The sequence below is a fragment of the Neobacillus sp. NPDC097160 genome, from assembly GCF_044762155.1.
In the GTDB taxonomy this organism is placed as follows: domain Bacteria; phylum Bacillota; class Bacilli; order Bacillales; family Cytobacillaceae; genus Neobacillus.
On the sequence record NZ_JBIWDU010000001.1, the window covers coordinates 109,218 to 125,833 of the forward strand.

Consider the following 16,616-nt stretch of genomic DNA (forward strand, 5'->3'; position numbering starts at 1 on the left):
ATCACTTTATATTTAGTCTCTTAGAATTAGCAACTCTCTCTTTTTCATTATTTTCAATATGTATACACAACTAAGAACAGTTTGTTAACGCTTCTGAATTTTATGGGCATGTGCTGTAAATTAGCAATATACTTCAAATATGAATATTACTCTATTGAAAAAATGATAGTGAGGGAGAGAATGAGATGTCTACCTATAATTGGATTGATACAATTCGTGTTACCGAGGATATGCTGGAGAGGAAGGATCAGCGCCTGCCTGTTATTTGGATTAGTGCGCTGGATTGTACAGGGTGTAAGGAGGCTTTTACCCGCTCGATTGAACCAACTACATTGGATGCGATGTTGAATTTTATTTCGTTGGAATATAGTGAACTGCTTTCTGCCGCGGGCGGCTTTCAGGTGGAGGCACATAAAGAGTCGATTTTCGAAACGTATAAGGGGGAATATATCCTTGCCGTTGAAGGCGGGATCCCTGAAAGTGATGAATTTCTGATGATTGCCGGAAAATCTGTCAGGGAGGAAATTATCCACGCTGCAAAAAATGCCAAGGCCGTGGTCGCCTTTGGAAGCTGTTCTTCATGGGGAGGTATTCCCGCCGCCGGCATGAATCCTACAAATGCTGGGGATATTCGGTCGGTTATTCCTGATAATGTCCCAGTTGCGCTTGTTCCAGGCTGTCCGCCCATTCCTGAGGCGATGATCGGGACACTTCTTCATGTGCATTTTCATGGCGAGTTGCCGGAGCTTGATAAAAAGCTTCGACCAAAAGCCTACTATCAGAAAACCGTTCATATGACCTGTCACCGCAAATCCTTTTTCGATCAAAAATTATTTGCCGAATCCTATGATGATGAAGGGGCGCGGAAAGGTTATTGCCTATTTAAATTAGGCTGCAAAGGTCCAGCAGCTTTCAATGCCTGTGAATCAATGGGGGTTGACCGCTGTATTGCAGCAGGATTCACCTGTATCGGCTGCTCGGAAAATGGCTTTTGGGATAAGGGCGGATTTTGCGGCGGTAAAAAACGGATTAAATGAGGTTCCAGCACGGCAGGATGGAGCATTTCTATGCATAACAAAACCAAGACGTGAGACCAATTCCACGCCTTGGTTTTGTTTTATAAAGCTAAATTTAATGCTCAAATCCCCACATGATGACAAGGCCATCATCATTATGGATAATCGTAAAGTTATCCTTATCTAACACATCAGTTTGTCTGGCCTCCATAACTAATTCAGTTAACACTGCTTCGGAGGCAGGTGCACCAATGGCGATGGCCAGTTTGATCAATAGCTCCTTGTCGGAAGAGGAACCCCATACGTATCCAGGATCACCGATAGAACCGGTCACGCCAACGGCCCCAATCGACCAACCATCCTTAAATAACTCAAACACTTTCAATTTTGAATTATAGTCAACTGTTACACCATATGGTGCTGCGATTTCGTTAAGTTTCTTTTCGTAGATGGCCCTTGGTGTATTATCTGGGTCTTTCACCCATACACCGTCTTCGTCAATTACATAGCCTTCGATGATGGTATTAACGGCCATGACCCCGTTTGGATAAAGGTAATACCAATCTCTGCCTAGTTGAAGCCAACCGGTTTTCATCGCCCCGTTCCAATCAAGAAAATAGCTACGCCCGTCAATCTCAACCCAGCCAGTCAGCATCGCTCCGTCTGTGCCAAGGTAGTACCAAGTTCCGCTCATGTTTTGCCAGCCGGTTTTCATGGCGCCATTTTTATCTAAAAGATACCACTCTCCGTCATCTTTGATCCAGCCCGTCTGCATGGCACCTGCGTTATTCAGGTAATACCAAGTCCCGTTATCGTTCAGCCAGCCCGTTTTGAGCCCGTCTTTACTTGTGTAATACCATGTCCCATTGTCCTTGATCCAACCTTTGTGGAGGGAACCATCACTTTGAAAAAAGAACCAGTCAATCCCGATTTTCACCCAGCCGGTTTGCATTTTGCCATCCTTGTTGGTGTAATAGAACTTATCTGTTGCAGTAAAGTATAACCAACCGGTTGACATTCTTCCTTTGTTATCGAAAAAATACCAAACTCCTTTTTCCTTGTACCAGCCGGTCAGCATTTCCCCGTTGCTTTTGAAAAAGTACCATGTGTACCCATCCGGCCCTTCAGGTAAATAAAGCCATCCGGTTTTCATTGCCCCTTTTGTGTCCAGATAGTACCATCTTCCTTGATCAAACAGCCAACCTTTGTAACTCGTTCCATTTGTATAGTAATACCAAGTCCCGTTGCTGCTTTTCCATCCGTTCACGGCTTGCTTGCTCACAGTGCCCTGAGTCCCATCAGTTCCCGCAGCAGAAACTTGTGAATACATGGCGAACGATAAAACAAAGGCAAAAATAGTTGAAAATACTAGTTTCTTCATTATATTTCTATCCCCCCTAGCTAGTAATTATTACTAGATTAATATACCATGATTTGGTATAAATGGGAACGAAATTAAGAATGGAATAGGCCTTTTTTCACAAAATGTTTGAAAAGCTTTAAGCCCGTGTAAAGGGCAGCCAAAATGGGTTTCGCAAACAAGTAGCGAGGTTTCGCAAACAAACAGGTTACTTTCGCAAACAAGCGGCGAAGTTTCGCAAACAAAATCTCATGGAAGGCCCAGCGCCCTCCATTTAATAGCTGAAACTATGTGACTTTCGAAAAATCCCCTTCTTTTTAGAAGGAAATAGCTCATTCCCTTGAAAAACAAGTCGGCCGATTCCCGCTTACGATCCTTTTGATTCTTTTTCCAAAAAAGAGTATTCTGGTAGAGTAATCTTACATATGCAAATTGAAAAATGATAGATGGAGGTATTTTGATTTGGAACCATTATTTTTAAAACCCGTTTTTAAAGAGAGAATTTGGGGCGGAACGGCTTTACAAAAAGAATTTGACTATGATATTCCAACAGAACATACTGGGGAATGCTGGGCTATTTCTGCTCATCCGAATGGCCCTTCGATGATAGAGAATGGACCCCATAAGGGAATGACACTGGACAGTTTATGGAAGGAACATCCTGAATTGTTTGGAAATCCGGATGGGGAGGTTTTTCCGCTTTTAACGAAGATTTTGGATGCGAATATGGATTTATCTGTGCAGGTTCATCCGGATGATGCCTACGCGATGGTGAACGAAAATGGCGAGTTAGGCAAAACCGAATGCTGGTATATCATCGATTGCAAAGAGGATGCTGACATGATTTTTGGCCATAATGCGCGTTCAAAAGAAGAGCTGGTTGAGCAAATGAATGAAGGAAACTGGAGCGATTTGCTGCGCCGTGTCAAAATTAAACCAGGCGACTTTTTCTATGTGCCAAGCGGAACGATCCATGCTTTATGCGAAGGAACGCTGGTATTAGAAACACAGCAGAGCTCCGACACAACCTACCGGGTGTACGACTATGATCGCCGCGATGCCGAGGGGAACTTACGGGATCTTCATTTAGAAAAAGCAATTGAAGTGACGACTGTTCCACATCGGGATGCGGTTAGTACACCAGTCATTCAGGAGAGTGGAAATGCACGGATCACCACCTTTGTGGAATCGGACTTTTTCTCTGTGTATAAATGGGAAGTTCGTGGTAAGTCTATTTTTTCAATACGCGATCACTATTTGCTTGTAAGTGTGATTAACGGCGAGGGAACCCTTTCGCATACGGGCAACCAATACGAATTGAAAAAAGGAACCCATTTCATCATTCCAGTGGGATTTGGCGAGTTTAAAATAGATGGCGATTGCGAATTGATTGTCTCGCATACGTAATCAAAAGAGTAAGGATCCTTACTCTTTTTTTTGCGAAAAAATAGGCTGAAGAACCCTTTCGTTTAGTCAATCAATCATTTGATTAGCAGCCAATATAAAGATACACTTACCTATATCGTTTTTAGAGCAGGTGCAAGGAATGAATAATAGACAACAAGAATTACTTAGAATCATTTTGATGAATGAGGAAGTGGCCTTACATATTAAGGATTTAGCGGAGCAGCTTGATTGTGCCGAGAAAACGGTGCGGAACGATTTGGACCGATTGGAAGAGTTTTTGCATGATTACCCGAATGCTAAACTGACTCGCAGGCCCGGTTTTGGCATCTCTCTAGATATAAACGAAGATGAGAGACGGCAAATTTTAATCAGCTTATTTTCCAGCCAGCCAAAAACGAATGAAGAGAGACTGTTTGAAATGGCTTTTCAGCTGTTAACCAGCAAGAAGGCGATTACGTTACAGTTTTTTGCCGATCGGTACTTTATGCCAAAAGCAGCCATAAAAAAAGACTTGGAGACCATTACCGAGTGGCTGCAGCGCTTTGACGTGGTGCTTGTCTCAAAGCAGCGACTTGGACATGTGATTGGAGGGTCAGAACGGCAAAAACGAAATGCCTTGGCGCGCTTGTCCGACCTGACTCCATCAAGTACGCAGGAAAAGAACTATGTATTACAATTATTTTTGCCCTATGAGATCAGCGCCGTAAAGAAGACACTGGTGGACATGAGAGACAAATATTCGCTTGCCTTTAGGGATGAAGCGTTAGAAAGCTTGCAGATCCATGCGTTGATTATGCTGAAACGGATTAGGCAGCGGTCACCTGTATCGATTCAACCGACTGAAAAGGAAATGGCTGCTAAGCGGAAGGAATATCACTATGCAAACTGGTTTTTTGAACAGTTCGAGCCCATCTTTCAAGTGAGTATTCCGGAAGAAGAGCGGGTTTATTTTACCTGGCACCTGATTAGCAGTAAGCGAACAGAGGAAGAAGCCGGGCAGGTTTACCAATATGATGATGAGACAGCCTCAGTCGTTCTTACTCTCATTGATAGATTGAGCAAACTGATATTAGTTGATTTTGCAATCGACTCGACACTTACGAATGGGCTCGCTGTCCATTTACATTCTGTCATTAATCGAATGAAATACGGTTTTCCGATTACCAACCCGCTGCTGTCCAATATTAAGAAAATGTATCCATACATGTTCAATATGGTTATTTTGGCGCTCGAGGAAATCCAGCAAACCGATCAGTTCGACATTCCTGAGGATGAAGCGGCCTATCTTGTCCTTCACTTTCAAGCCTCGATTGAACGGATGGAAAGTAAGAAGGCTTTAAGGAAGAAAGCACTCATTGTGTGCCATCTTGGAATGGGCATGTCCTATCTGCTAGAGGCGAAAATTGAACAGCAGTATCAGGACATTGAGGTCCTTGCCTGTATAGGGAAGGCGGAAGTGAGCGAATATGTAAGACTTCATCGACCGGACTTTATCATTTCGACCGTCCCACTTGAAAAAATAAAGGTCGAGCACATCGTCATTTCGCCGCTTTTTGGACAAGAGGATCAGAGGAAGTTAAGTCAGTTTGTCGAGAAGCTGAAACTTCAAAAACCTGATTTTCAGGGTCCGTATATTTTTTCGAAATACTTGACAGAAGAGCTTGTGTTTATGAAGGTCGAGCGTGAGCATCGCTATGAAGTGGTGGAAATGCTGGCGACATTGCTTTTTCAAAAAGGCTATGTGAGTAAGGAGTTTATCCATAGTGCAGTGAATCGAGAGAGGACCTCAGCAACAGCGATTGGCGGAGGAATTGCGATTCCCCACGGAAATCCATCCTTAGTCGAGAGGACTGCGATTGCTGCAGCAATCCTGAAGGATCCGATTGATTGGGGCAATGAGAAGGTGTCACTCGTGTTTTTGCTCGCAATTTCAAAGGAAAATCAAGGAGACAATCGAGGGATCATTGGAAAAATTGCTTCACTAAGCGAGTCGCCAATGGTTGTAAATACGTTAACAACCGTACGTGATGAAAGTGAGTTTTTGCGAATATTGGAAGGAAATTAGAGCGGTCGGGATATCTGCTCTTTTTTTGTGCCCGATGTGCCGTATTTTTTCGGTACATTGGCACAATTAATTTTTATTTACCGCAACTTCCGGTAAAAATATAAAAAATTTAATGGACAAGCAGGGTCTATTATATAAGTAAGCGATTTCTTAATTATTTTTAACAATAGGAGGAACCAGGATGGTGAAAATATTAGCTGTTACGGCTTGTCCGGTTGGTATTGCTCATACGTATATGGCCGCTGAAAATTTGCAAAAAGCGGGCAAGACGCTTGGCGTCGATATAAAGGTAGAGACACAAGGTTCGATTGGGGTAGAAAATGCGTTAACGGACCAAGATATTGCCGAAGCGGATGGGATTATCATTGCTGCCGACAAAGAGGTTTCGAAAGACCGGTTTGCCGGAAAAAGGGTCATTGTAACCGGTGTTCAAGACGGCATTCGCAAACCGGAAGAATTAATTAAACAGATTCAAAACGGCGAGGTGCCTGTTTATAAACCGGAATTAGCCTCTGCCGGTGGTGCTAAAAAGAGTGGTTCAAAGGAGAATCCCATTTATAAGCATTTAATGAATGGTGTATCCTATATGGTTCCATTCATTGTCGTTGGGGGATTATTGATTGCGATTGCGTTAACGCTTGGCGGTGAGCAAACACCGGGTGGAATTAAGATTCCGGATGGTTCCTTTTGGAAGCAAGTTGAAAGCCTCGGCGGGACTGCATTCATGTTCATGGTGCCAATCTTAGCCGGATTCATTGCGGTAAGTATTGCTGACCGGCCGGGACTTGTTCCAGGTATGATTGGCGGTTATATTGCAGCCAATGGCAGTTTTTATGGAAGTGAAGCAGGTGCCGGATTTATCGGCGGAATTATTGCCGGTTTCTTGGCAGGTTATGTAGCCCTTGGCATTAAGAAAATTAAAGTACCAAAAGCAGTTCAGCCTGTAATGCCGATTATTTTTATCCCGATTCTTTCTTCGGTCATTGTCGGTTTATTATTCATTTACGTGATCGGGAATCCGGTTGCAAGTGTGTTTGAAGGATTAACTACTTGGCTTGCCGGTATGCAAGGCGGAAGCTCGATTGTGTTAGCGATGATTCTAGGTGCAATGATTGCGGTTGATATGGGCGGCCCATTCAACAAAGTGGCCTTTTTATTCGGTTCGGCGATGATTGGAGAAGGAAACTATGAAATTATGGGACCTATAGCTGTGGCCATTTGTATTCCACCGATTGGTCTTGGACTTGCTACATTTATCAACAAACGCAAATTCAGTCAAACGGAAAGAGATGCCGGCAAAGCATCGTTCACGATGGGATTATTCGGTATTACCGAAGGGGCGATTCCGTTCGCGGCGCAAGATCCGCTGCGCGTTATTCCAAGTATTGTTGTCGGTTCAATGGTGGGTTCCGTGATTGCCATGCTTGCTGGTGTGGGTGACAGAGTGGCACACGGTGGTCCGATTGTTGCGGTATTAGGTGCAGTTGATCATGTCGTTATGTTCTTTGTAGCTGTCATTGTTGGGGTCATTGTCACTGCGATCATGGTAACGGCATTGAAGAAAAATGTTGAAGGTGCTGCTGTGCCGGCAGCGACTGGTGTAGGTCCAGTCATTGGAGCAGCTACGCCTCGGAACGAGACTGTTACGGTGAAAGTGGAAGAGGGAGCCACTAACAATGCCGAGATACAAAAGTTAACGGATATTACTAGCATAGAATTAATCGATACAGATTTAGCAGGAAACACACGTGATGATGTGATTGATGAATTGATTGCCAAGTTTGATGCAGTTGGTATTTTAAGCTCGAAGCAGGAATATAAACAAGCGATTTTAAATCGTGAAGGTGAAAGTTCAACAGGTCTTGGGATGAACATTGCCATCCCGCACGGAAAATCAAATGCGGTGAAACGCCCGGCTGTTGCCTTTGGGATTAAGCGTGACGGTGTTGACTGGAACAGTTTAGACGGAACCGATGCGAAACTGATCTTTATGATTGCCGTACCGGAAAAAGCTGCCGGGGATGCTCATCTGAAAATTTTACAAATGCTATCCCGTAAGTTAATGGACGACCAGTTTAGAGAGCAATTAGTAAAGGTAACTTCTAAAGAAGAAGCTTATAGGTTGTTAGAAACTATTCAGTAAGATAGTAAAAGTGTCTAGTTTAAGATTCCGAGAAAAATAAAGCCGTTGCCTCTTTGACTATTGTAAAACTGTCAAAGAGGTGACGGCTTTTTCCCTTTCTGGTTGTTAATGCTACTGTACCAAGGGGACGGTTCTCTTGGCTTTTTTGAAGCAAGGGGACGGTTCCCTTGTTTCAATTCAAAACAATTTAAATCTATTTATTATGATTGTCCAAAGTATTAAAGTTAATAATGGTAGTGAGACGATGGTGATTAACCATGCTCTTTCGAATAGATTGTATCCCTTTTTTTCCGCAAACCACTCACAAAGTAAGATAAGAATATAAAGTATTATAAATTGGATTGAAAGTGTTAATAGTTTATATGTGACAAAGGAAAAAGCTCCGTGGTTATCCATTTTTAGCCCCTTTCAGTAGTACATGTTTATTCATTTTGAATTCATTCCATGCCCAGTCATGCCTTGAAAGGATTTTTTTCTAGAAAATTGTTTTATCTAAGGAATTTCGGCGCATTTTATCAAAAAAATATTGTGAATTTTATTGTTCTCCCCTTAAAAGGGGTAATATTACACTAAATGATTTGCTTATTGGGGTATTTAAAGCGGGCTCTAATAATATATCGGCGAATTTTATAGGTTTATCGGCGAATCTGAGCAATATATCAGCGAATTTTTAGTTTTATCAGCGAATCAAAGCAATATATCAGCGAATCAAAAAAATAACAATTTTTTAGAACCCAAAATTAGTTAGTAAAAGACAAAAAGGAGATCATGACTTAATGTGCATTCAGACATAAGTCATGATCTCCTTATTCATTTTCATTTTGAAGCCATAAGAAGAACGAAATCGCTACGCGATAGTTCTTTAAAAGGCTTCCAGTTCCAAAAAAAGCATAAAAAATGAAAAATTTTGCGTATAGATCTTACGCAAAGAAAACAGTAAAGCACAACCAGCCCCTACCAGCTAGTTGTGCTTTTTTACGCGCAAAACTTCCGATTGTCCGCTATAAGAACCGTCCTCTGCTTCCATTAACATTGACTGAATTGATTTTGAGTATTAAGACGGAATTAAATATAACCAAAATATAATCAAAAGTTAACGAATAGGGGGTTATAAGCCGTAATAAGATTCGATGTAATAGAAGGTCGAGATGAAAAGTCTTTGAAAGAGTTAATGGTGCAGCCCATCGAGTTCATGAGTTAGGGGAAAGTTGTGGAATAGAACCTAACGATATTATGATATCCATTATTACAAATGGAGCGGCTGACTGGAGTTTTGGCTTTGGTGAGGCCCAGCTTTTAACGGGGTAATTGTAGTTGTCTTTAGAGAATCTTCTGCAATAAAGCTAATTGATTAGTAGTTAAATTGTAATCGATTTCATTGATCAAGAAAAAAAAGTTGACTGAAAGCGTTTTTAGTATTAAGATGAAATCGAATATAACCAAAAGATAACCAAAATATAATAAAATCATCAAATTAAAGCGATAAATCAAAAGGTTATCAACCTATAAGAAACGATTTTAGTCAACAAGCACAAATAACTTTAAGTAACGATCTTTAAGGAGGAACAAGAAATGACCGAAGTAATGGTGAAAGTTGAAAAACTAAAAAACTATATAAATGGTGAGTGGGTAGAAAGCAAAACTGCTCAATACGAAGATGTATACAACCCGGCAACAAAAGAAGTTATTGCTCAAGTTCCGATCTCTACAAAAGAAGATCTTGATTATGCTGTAGAAGTAGCAGCAAAGGCATTTGAAGAGTGGAGAAACGTCCCTGTTCAAAAACGTGCTAGAATTCTATTTAACTTCCAACAGTTATTACAAAAAAATACAGATGAGTTAGCAAGGATTATTACTATTGAAAATGGTAAAAATCTTTCTGAGGCATTAGGTGAAGTTGGACGCGGAATTGAAAATGTTGAGTTTGCTGCAGGAGCTCCTACGCTCATGATGGGTGATTCATTGACAACTATCGCAAAGGACGTAGAAGTAACGAACTATCGTTATCCAATTGGGGTTGTCGGCGGTATCACACCATTCAACTTCCCGATGATGGTGCCTTGCTGGATGTTCCCAATGGCGATTGCGGTTGGTAACACATTTGTATTAAAGCCGTCTGAAAGAACTCCGTTGTTAGCGCAAAAATTAGCAGAACTATTAGAAGAGGCTGGTCTTCCTAAAGGCGTGTTCAACGTTGTTCATGGTGCACACGATGTGGTAAACGGACTTCTTGATCATCCACAAGTGAAAGCTATTTCATTTGTTGGTTCACAGCCAGTTGGTGAGTATGTTTACAAACGCGGCAGCGAGAACCTTAAACGTGTTCAAGCCTTAACAGGTGCTAAAAACCACTCGATCGTTTTAAATGATGCTGATTTAGATCATGCTACAACAAATGTTATTGCTTCTGCATTTGGATCTGCTGGCGAACGCTGCATGGCTTGCTCTGTTGTAACAGTAGAAGAAGGCGTTGCAGATGCATTCCTTGAAAAATTAATCGAAAAAGCAAAAGAAATAAAAATCGGTAACGGCCTAGATGAAGGCGTGTTCTTAGGCCCGGTTATTCGTGAACAAAACCATCAACGTACATTAGGCTATATCCAAAAAGGGATTGAAGAAGGCGCGAAATTAGTTTGTGACGGCCGTGAAAGACAACCGGAAGAAGGATATTTTGTTGGACCAACCATTTTTGACAGTGTGACAACTGATATGCAAATCTGGAAAGACGAAATTTTCGCTCCGGTACTATCAATCGTTCGTGTTAAAAACCTAAAAGAAGCAGTAGAAACAGCCAATAAATCAGAATTTGCCAATGGTGCATGTCTTTATACTTCAAACGCTTCATCTATTCGTTACTTCCGTGAAAATATCGATGCAGGTATGTTAGGTATTAACTTAGGTGTTCCGGCACCAATGGCATTCTTCCCTTTCTCTGGCTGGAAATCTTCGTTCTATGGAACATTACCTGCAAACGGAAAAGATGGTGTTGAGTTCTATACTCGGAAGAAAGTCGTAACAGCAAACTACAAAGCACCAACATTTGAATAAAATTTTGAAGTTACCATCCCAACTATCATTAGTTGGGATGATAGCTATACATAAATGAGGAGTTGAAAAAAGTGAGTAAATTACTCCGAAAACCCAGTTTAGTAGAAACCTCATCAGGAGTTACGATTATACATGAAGTAACAAGTGAAAATTCTTCATTAGAATATGTCGCCATGAAAGTGATAGATTTAGCTCCGGGAGCAAGCTACCGAGAAGAATTAGGAAAAGTAGAGTGCTGTATTGTTGCCTTAACTGGAAAAATAAATGTAACAGACGATAAAGAAATATTTAAAAATATTGGTACAAGAGAAAGTGTTTTTGAAAAGAAACCAACAGATAGTGTCTATGTTTCTAATGACCGTTCGTTTGCCGTTGAAGCGGTTACAGAAGCGCGTATTATTCTTTGCTATTCTCCATCTGAAAAGCAATTACCTACTAGACTGATAAAAGCAGAAGATAACAGCATTGAACATAGAGGGAAATATAATAATAAACGACTGGTACACAATATTCTGCCTGACTCGGATCTGTCTGCAAATAGTTTACTAGTGGTAGAGGTCTTTACAGAAAGCGGCAACTGGTCCAGCTATCCGCCACATAAACATGATCAAGACAACCTGCCACATGAGTCATTTTTAGAAGAAACGTACTACCATGAAATGAATCCAAAACAAGGATTTGTTTTTCAACGTGTGTATACAGATGATCGTTCGCTTGATGAAACGATGGCAGTTGAAAATGGAGATGTTGTGTTAGTCCCAGCAGGGTATCATCCTGTAGCGGTTCCAGATGGGTATGAATCTTATTATTTAAACATCATGGCAGGACCAAAACGAATTTGGAAATTCCATAACGAACCTGCTCATGAATGGATCCTTGAGCGAAAATAAATGATGAGGAGTTGCTAAACAACATGAAGATTGAATTTAAATCTGAAAGAGAATTTGACTTAATTGCCATTGGCCGTGCATGTATGGATTTAAATGCGGTGGAATACAACCGACCAATGGAAGAAACCATGACATTTAAAAAATATGTAGGTGGATCACCAGCTAATATTGCCATTGGAGCGTCTAAATTGGGCTTAAAAGCAGGATTTATCGGTAAATTAGCTGATGACCAGCATGGCCGTTTTATTGAGCAATATATGAGAGGTGTTGGGGTTGATACCACTCAAATGTCAGTAGATCATGAAGGCCATAAAACTGGATTAGCTTTTACAGAAATTAAAAGCCCGGAAGAATGCAGCATTTTAATGTACCGTGACGAAGTAGCAGACCTTTACTTACATCCATCTGAAGTGAGTGAAGAGTATATTAAAAAGGCAAAAGTTCTTCTTGTTTCAGGTACAGCTTTGGCAAAAAGTCCATCACGTGAAGCGGTATTAAAAGCCATTCATTTAGCAAAGAAAAATGATGTGAAGGTTATATTCGAACTAGACTATCGTCCATATACATGGGCATCACCTGAGGAAACATCTGTTTATTATACTTTAGTTGCTGATCAGGCAGACGTTGTTGTGGGTACACGTGATGAGTTTGATATCATGGAAAATCTTAAAGATGGCAGCAACGAGGCTACTGTAAGCCATTTATTTAAACATTCTCCAGAGTTAATTGTGATTAAGCACGGTGTAGAAGGCTCCTATGCGTATACAAAATCAGGGGAAACGTTCAGAGGCCATGTTTATTTAACGAAAGTATTAAAAACATTCGGCGCTGGTGATTCATACGCATCCGCTTTTCTTTATGCGCTAATCTCAGGTAAAGATATTGAAACAGCCCTAAAATACGGCAGTGCCTCTGCAGCAATTGTTGTAAGTAAACACAGTTCTTCTGAAGCGATGCCAACAGTAGAAGAAATTGAGCAATTAATTGCTGAACGATCCAAAGAAGCAGTGACAAATCAGTAAGAGGTGAAAATGTCCATGGGGAAAATTAGATTAACAACCGCACAAGCTTTAATCAAATTTTTAAATCAGCAATATATCCATGTTGATGGTGAAGAATTTCCGTTTGTTGAAGGTATTTTTACTATATTCGGTCACGGAAATGTATTGGGAATTGGGCAGGCATTGGAACAGGATCCAGGCCACTTAAAGGTCTTCCAAGGTAAAAACGAACAAGGAATGGCCCTAGCTGCGATGGCGTACAGCAAACAAATGCTTCGTCAAAAAATCTATGTTGTCACAACATCTGTAGGACCTGGTGCTGCTAATCTTGTTACGGCTGCGGCAACAGCGCTGGCAAATAATATTCCAATGTTGCTCTTACCGGGGGATACGTTTGCAACAAGACAGCCTGATCCAGTATTACAGCAAGTGGAGCAGGAATACAGCTTAGCGATTACAACGAATGATGCCTTAAAACCTGTCTCCAGATATTGGGATCGTATTACCCGTCCTGAGCAGTTAATGTCAAGTCTAATCCGTGCCTTTGAAGTGATGACAGACCCGGGTAAAGCTGGCCCTGTAACGATTGCCCTTGCGCAGGATGTTGAAGGGGAAGCGTATGATTATGATGAGAAATTCTTCGAAAAGCGCGTCCACTATTTAGACCGCAAAGCACCGGTAGAGCGTGAACTAAAAGGTGCAGCTGAGCTGTTCAAAGCAAGCAAAAAGCCATTAATCCTAGTTGGCGGCGGTGCTAAATATTCAGGAGCACGCGACATCATAGTGGCTTTATCTGAAAAACATAATATTCCATTAGTAGAAACTCAAGCTGGTAAAGCGACGGTAGAATCTACTTTTAAAAATAACTTAGGCGGTATGGGTGTTACTGGTACGCTGGCAGCAAATAAAGCAGCCCGTCAGGCAGACCTCGTGATCGGAATCGGTACCCGTTACACAGATTTCGCCACTTCCTCTAAAACAGCATTTGACTTTGATAATGCTGAGTTTTTAAATATTAACGTCAGCCGCATGCAGGCATATAAATTGGATGCCTTCCAGGTAGTGGCAGATGCGAAAACGGTATTAGAGCAATTGGCACCGCTATTAGAAGGATATGAAAGTGAATTTGGCGAAACAATTGCCGAATTGAAACAGGAGTGGAACGCTGAACGTGACCGCTTAAGTAAAGTAACCTTTACTCGTGAAAACTTTGAATCGGAAATTAGAAGCCATTTCACACAGGAAATTCTTAATGAATATGCCGATGCATTAAACACGGAATTGGCGCAAACGACAGCGCTAATCGCTGTAAATGATACGATTGATCCAGACAGTACGATTGTTACTTCTGCCGGGTCACTTCCTGGCGATGTACAGCGTATCTGGAATCCAACGGTTTCGAATACGTATAACGTAGAATACGGTTATTCTTGTATGGGTTATGAAGTATCAGGAGCGCTGGGAGTTAAATTAGCTAACCCGGATAAGGAAGTATATTCTCTTGTCGGTGACGGGTCATTCTTAATGCTGCACTCTGAGCTGATCACAGCGATTCAATATGGCCAAAAAATCAATGTTGTGTTGTTTGATAACTCTGGTTTCGGCTGCATTAATAACCTGCAAATGGGCAACGGCATGGGAACTTATTTCACAGAGTTCAGAACACATGACAATAACATTCTAAATATTGATTATGCAAAGGTAGCGGAAGGTTATGGTGCGAAAACTTACCGCGTAAACACCATTGAACAATTGAAAGCAGCTTTAGAAGATGCGAAGAAGCAGGAAGTCTCCACTTTAATTGAGATTAAAGTAATTCCAAAAACAATGACAGAAGGCTATGACAGCTGGTGGAATGTCGGAGTGGCAGAAGTATCCAATAAAGAAAGCATCCAAAAGGTATATGAATTAAGAAAGCAAAAATTAGAAACGGCAAAACAGTACTAAGAACGGATGGCATATTGGTTGATGAGAGAGGTGAGATTCTAATGACTAAAGTAGCAACAAGATTAGTTTCGATGAAAGATATGCTGTTAAAAGCGAAAGAAGAAAAATATGCGGTTGCACAAATCAATATAAATAGTTTCCAATGGGCGGAAGCCATTTTAGAAGCGGCGGAAGAAGAACAATCTCCGATTATTGTAGCATCCTCTGATAGACTTGTAGATTACTTAGGGGGATTTAAAACGATCGCCACAATGATAAATAGTATTGTAGAGACAAAGAATATTACCGTACCAGTCGCTTTACACCTCGACCATGGACGCAGTGTGGAACGCTGTAAAGAGGCGATTGATGCTGGATATACGTCCGTAATGATTGACGGATCACATCATCCGATTGATGAAAATATTGAAATGACCAAGCAAGTAACTGATTATGCAAGACTTTACGGCGTTTCAGTGGAAGCAGAAGTTGGGACGGTTGGCGGTAATGAAGACGGACTAATTGGCGGCATTCAATATGCGGATCCTGGGGAATGTTTCCGTATTGTTCAAGAAACAGGGATCGATGCTTTAGCAGCAGCGCTTGGCTCAGTTCATGGTCCGTACCTAGGTGAGCCGAAGTTGGGATTTGCTGAAATGAAGGAGATTTCAGAGGCGACCCATGTACCACTTGTCTTACATGGCGGTTCTGGTATACCTGATTACCAAATCCAAAAGGCGATTGAACTAGGTCATGCGAAGATTAATGTGAATACAGAATGTTTGCAGGACTGGACGAAAGCAATTCGAAAAGTGTTGGCAAATGATAGCGAAGTATATGATCCTCGCGCAATTCTAACACCAGGTAAGGAAGCAGTCAAAGCAACTGTAAAGGCAAAAATTAGAGAATTCAAATCAAATAATAAAGCGTAAATATTGAGGGGATGTCAACTAACTAAGAATGCAGTAATTTAAAAGTAATTGAGGGGTTTATTTGCGAGGAGAGTGTATAAATTGGAACAAAAAGTGTTATCTGATTATGAGCATTTATCAAGAGCCGTCTCTGACTTTATTGTTGATTATGTTAATCAAAATCCCAATAGTTTGTTATGTTTGGCAGGTGGTCATACCCCGTTGCGTACGTTTGAACTACTTGTTGAGGCGAATAAAAAGAAATTGGTAAACCTCGAACAATGCAAGTTTGTTAGTTTAGATGAATGGGTTGGTTTAGGAAGAGACACTAAAGGGAGCTGTAAGGAAACCCTTTACAATCAATTGTTTGAACCATTATCCATTAATGAAGATCAAATTTGTTTTTTTGATGGGTTATCAAAGGATCTGGATTTTGAATGTAAGCGAGTTGACGATTTTATTAGAAAGAATGGTTCAATTGACCTTGTGCTCTTAGGTGTGGGGATGAATGGACATCTTGGATTTAATGAGCCAGGAACTGATCCGGATTTATATTCTCATATTGTTCCATTAGATCCGGTGACAACAGAAGTTTCATCAAAGTATTTTGAGGGAAAAAAGGAGGTCACAAAGGGAATATCGCTTGGAATCAAACACTTTAGGGAAGCTGATACAGTTATGATAATGGCTAATGGCTTAAAAAAGGCAGCGATTATAAAAGAAAGTTTTACGAAGGAACTAAACATTCAGGTACCTTCAAGTTTATTACAGAATCATGAGAATTTATATGTGTTTTTAGATGGAGAAGCAGCAAGTGAACTAAGGCATTAGATATAACCTAATAGATTG

General features: G+C 41.0%; 11 protein-coding genes and 1 pseudogene. 11 read left to right on the plus strand and 1 reads right to left on the minus strand.

Going from position 1 to position 16,616, the window contains the following annotated elements; translation table 11 throughout:
- Nucleotides 1–185: 185 nt before the first annotated feature.
- Complete coding sequence (locus ACIQXV_RS00565) at nt 186–1,037, plus strand: hydrogenase small subunit (RefSeq protein WP_402954462.1); 852 nt, start codon at nt 186–188, stop codon at nt 1,035–1,037.
- Between the two features lie 94 nt (nt 1,038–1,131).
- On the opposite strand, the gene ACIQXV_RS00570 is transcribed toward ACIQXV_RS00565, so the two are convergent.
- Nucleotides 1,132–2,397 carry a hypothetical protein gene (locus tag ACIQXV_RS00570; RefSeq protein WP_402954465.1) on the minus strand — a complete coding sequence of 422 codons (1,266 nt, stop codon included), beginning with the start codon at nt 2,395–2,397 and terminating at the stop codon, nt 1,132–1,134.
- A gap of 441 nt (nt 2,398–2,838) precedes the next feature.
- Here ACIQXV_RS00570 and manA point away from each other — a divergent pair, with 441 nt between their 5' ends.
- From manA to ACIQXV_RS00620, 10 genes and pseudogenes are all read left to right on the plus strand, one after another.
- Nucleotides 2,839–3,783 (plus strand): mannose-6-phosphate isomerase, class I, encoded by a 945-nt coding sequence (manA, locus tag ACIQXV_RS00575; protein ID WP_402954468.1) that lies wholly within the window; start codon nt 2,839–2,841, stop codon nt 3,781–3,783.
- A 139-nt stretch (nt 3,784–3,922) separates the two neighbouring features.
- Nucleotides 3,923–5,848: a BglG family transcription antiterminator gene (locus ACIQXV_RS00580; RefSeq protein WP_402954471.1), complete on the plus strand. Its 1,926-nt coding sequence runs from the start codon at nt 3,923–3,925 to the stop codon at nt 5,846–5,848.
- Nucleotides 5,849–6,032: 184 nt separating this feature from the next.
- The gene (locus ACIQXV_RS00585; protein WP_402955216.1) at nt 6,033–7,991 is read left to right on the plus strand and encodes a fructose-specific PTS transporter subunit EIIC; all 1,959 of its coding nucleotides are present in this window, start codon (nt 6,033–6,035) and stop codon (nt 7,989–7,991) included.
- A gap of 1,194 nt (nt 7,992–9,185) precedes the next feature.
- Nucleotides 9,186–9,299, plus strand: a pseudogene (locus ACIQXV_RS00590) (tautomerase family protein); the annotation flags it as partial.
- A gap of 276 nt (nt 9,300–9,575) precedes the next feature.
- Complete coding sequence (locus tag ACIQXV_RS00595) at nt 9,576–11,039, plus strand: CoA-acylating methylmalonate-semialdehyde dehydrogenase (RefSeq protein ID WP_402955220.1); 1,464 nt, start codon at nt 9,576–9,578, stop codon at nt 11,037–11,039.
- Between the two features lie 71 nt (nt 11,040–11,110).
- Nucleotides 11,111–11,929 carry a 5-deoxy-glucuronate isomerase gene (gene iolB, locus ACIQXV_RS00600; protein WP_402954474.1) on the plus strand — a complete coding sequence of 273 codons (819 nt, stop codon included), beginning with the start codon at nt 11,111–11,113 and terminating at the stop codon, nt 11,927–11,929.
- 23 nt (nt 11,930–11,952) lie between these two features.
- Nucleotides 11,953–12,951: a 5-dehydro-2-deoxygluconokinase gene (gene iolC, locus ACIQXV_RS00605; protein WP_402954477.1), complete on the plus strand. Its 999-nt coding sequence runs from the start codon at nt 11,953–11,955 to the stop codon at nt 12,949–12,951.
- A 15-nt stretch (nt 12,952–12,966) separates the two neighbouring features.
- Nucleotides 12,967–14,877 (plus strand): 3D-(3,5/4)-trihydroxycyclohexane-1,2-dione acylhydrolase (decyclizing), encoded by a 1,911-nt coding sequence (gene iolD, locus ACIQXV_RS00610; protein ID WP_402954480.1) that lies wholly within the window; start codon nt 12,967–12,969, stop codon nt 14,875–14,877.
- Between the two features lie 41 nt (nt 14,878–14,918).
- Nucleotides 14,919–15,788, plus strand: a complete 870-nt coding sequence (gene fba, locus ACIQXV_RS00615) for a class II fructose-1,6-bisphosphate aldolase (protein ID WP_402954482.1) — start codon at nt 14,919–14,921, stop codon at nt 15,786–15,788.
- Nucleotides 15,789–15,869: 81 nt separating this feature from the next.
- Nucleotides 15,870–16,598, plus strand: coding sequence for a glucosamine-6-phosphate deaminase (locus ACIQXV_RS00620; RefSeq protein ID WP_402954485.1), 729 nt, complete (start codon nt 15,870–15,872; stop codon nt 16,596–16,598).
- Nucleotides 16,599–16,616 lie beyond the last annotated feature (18 nt).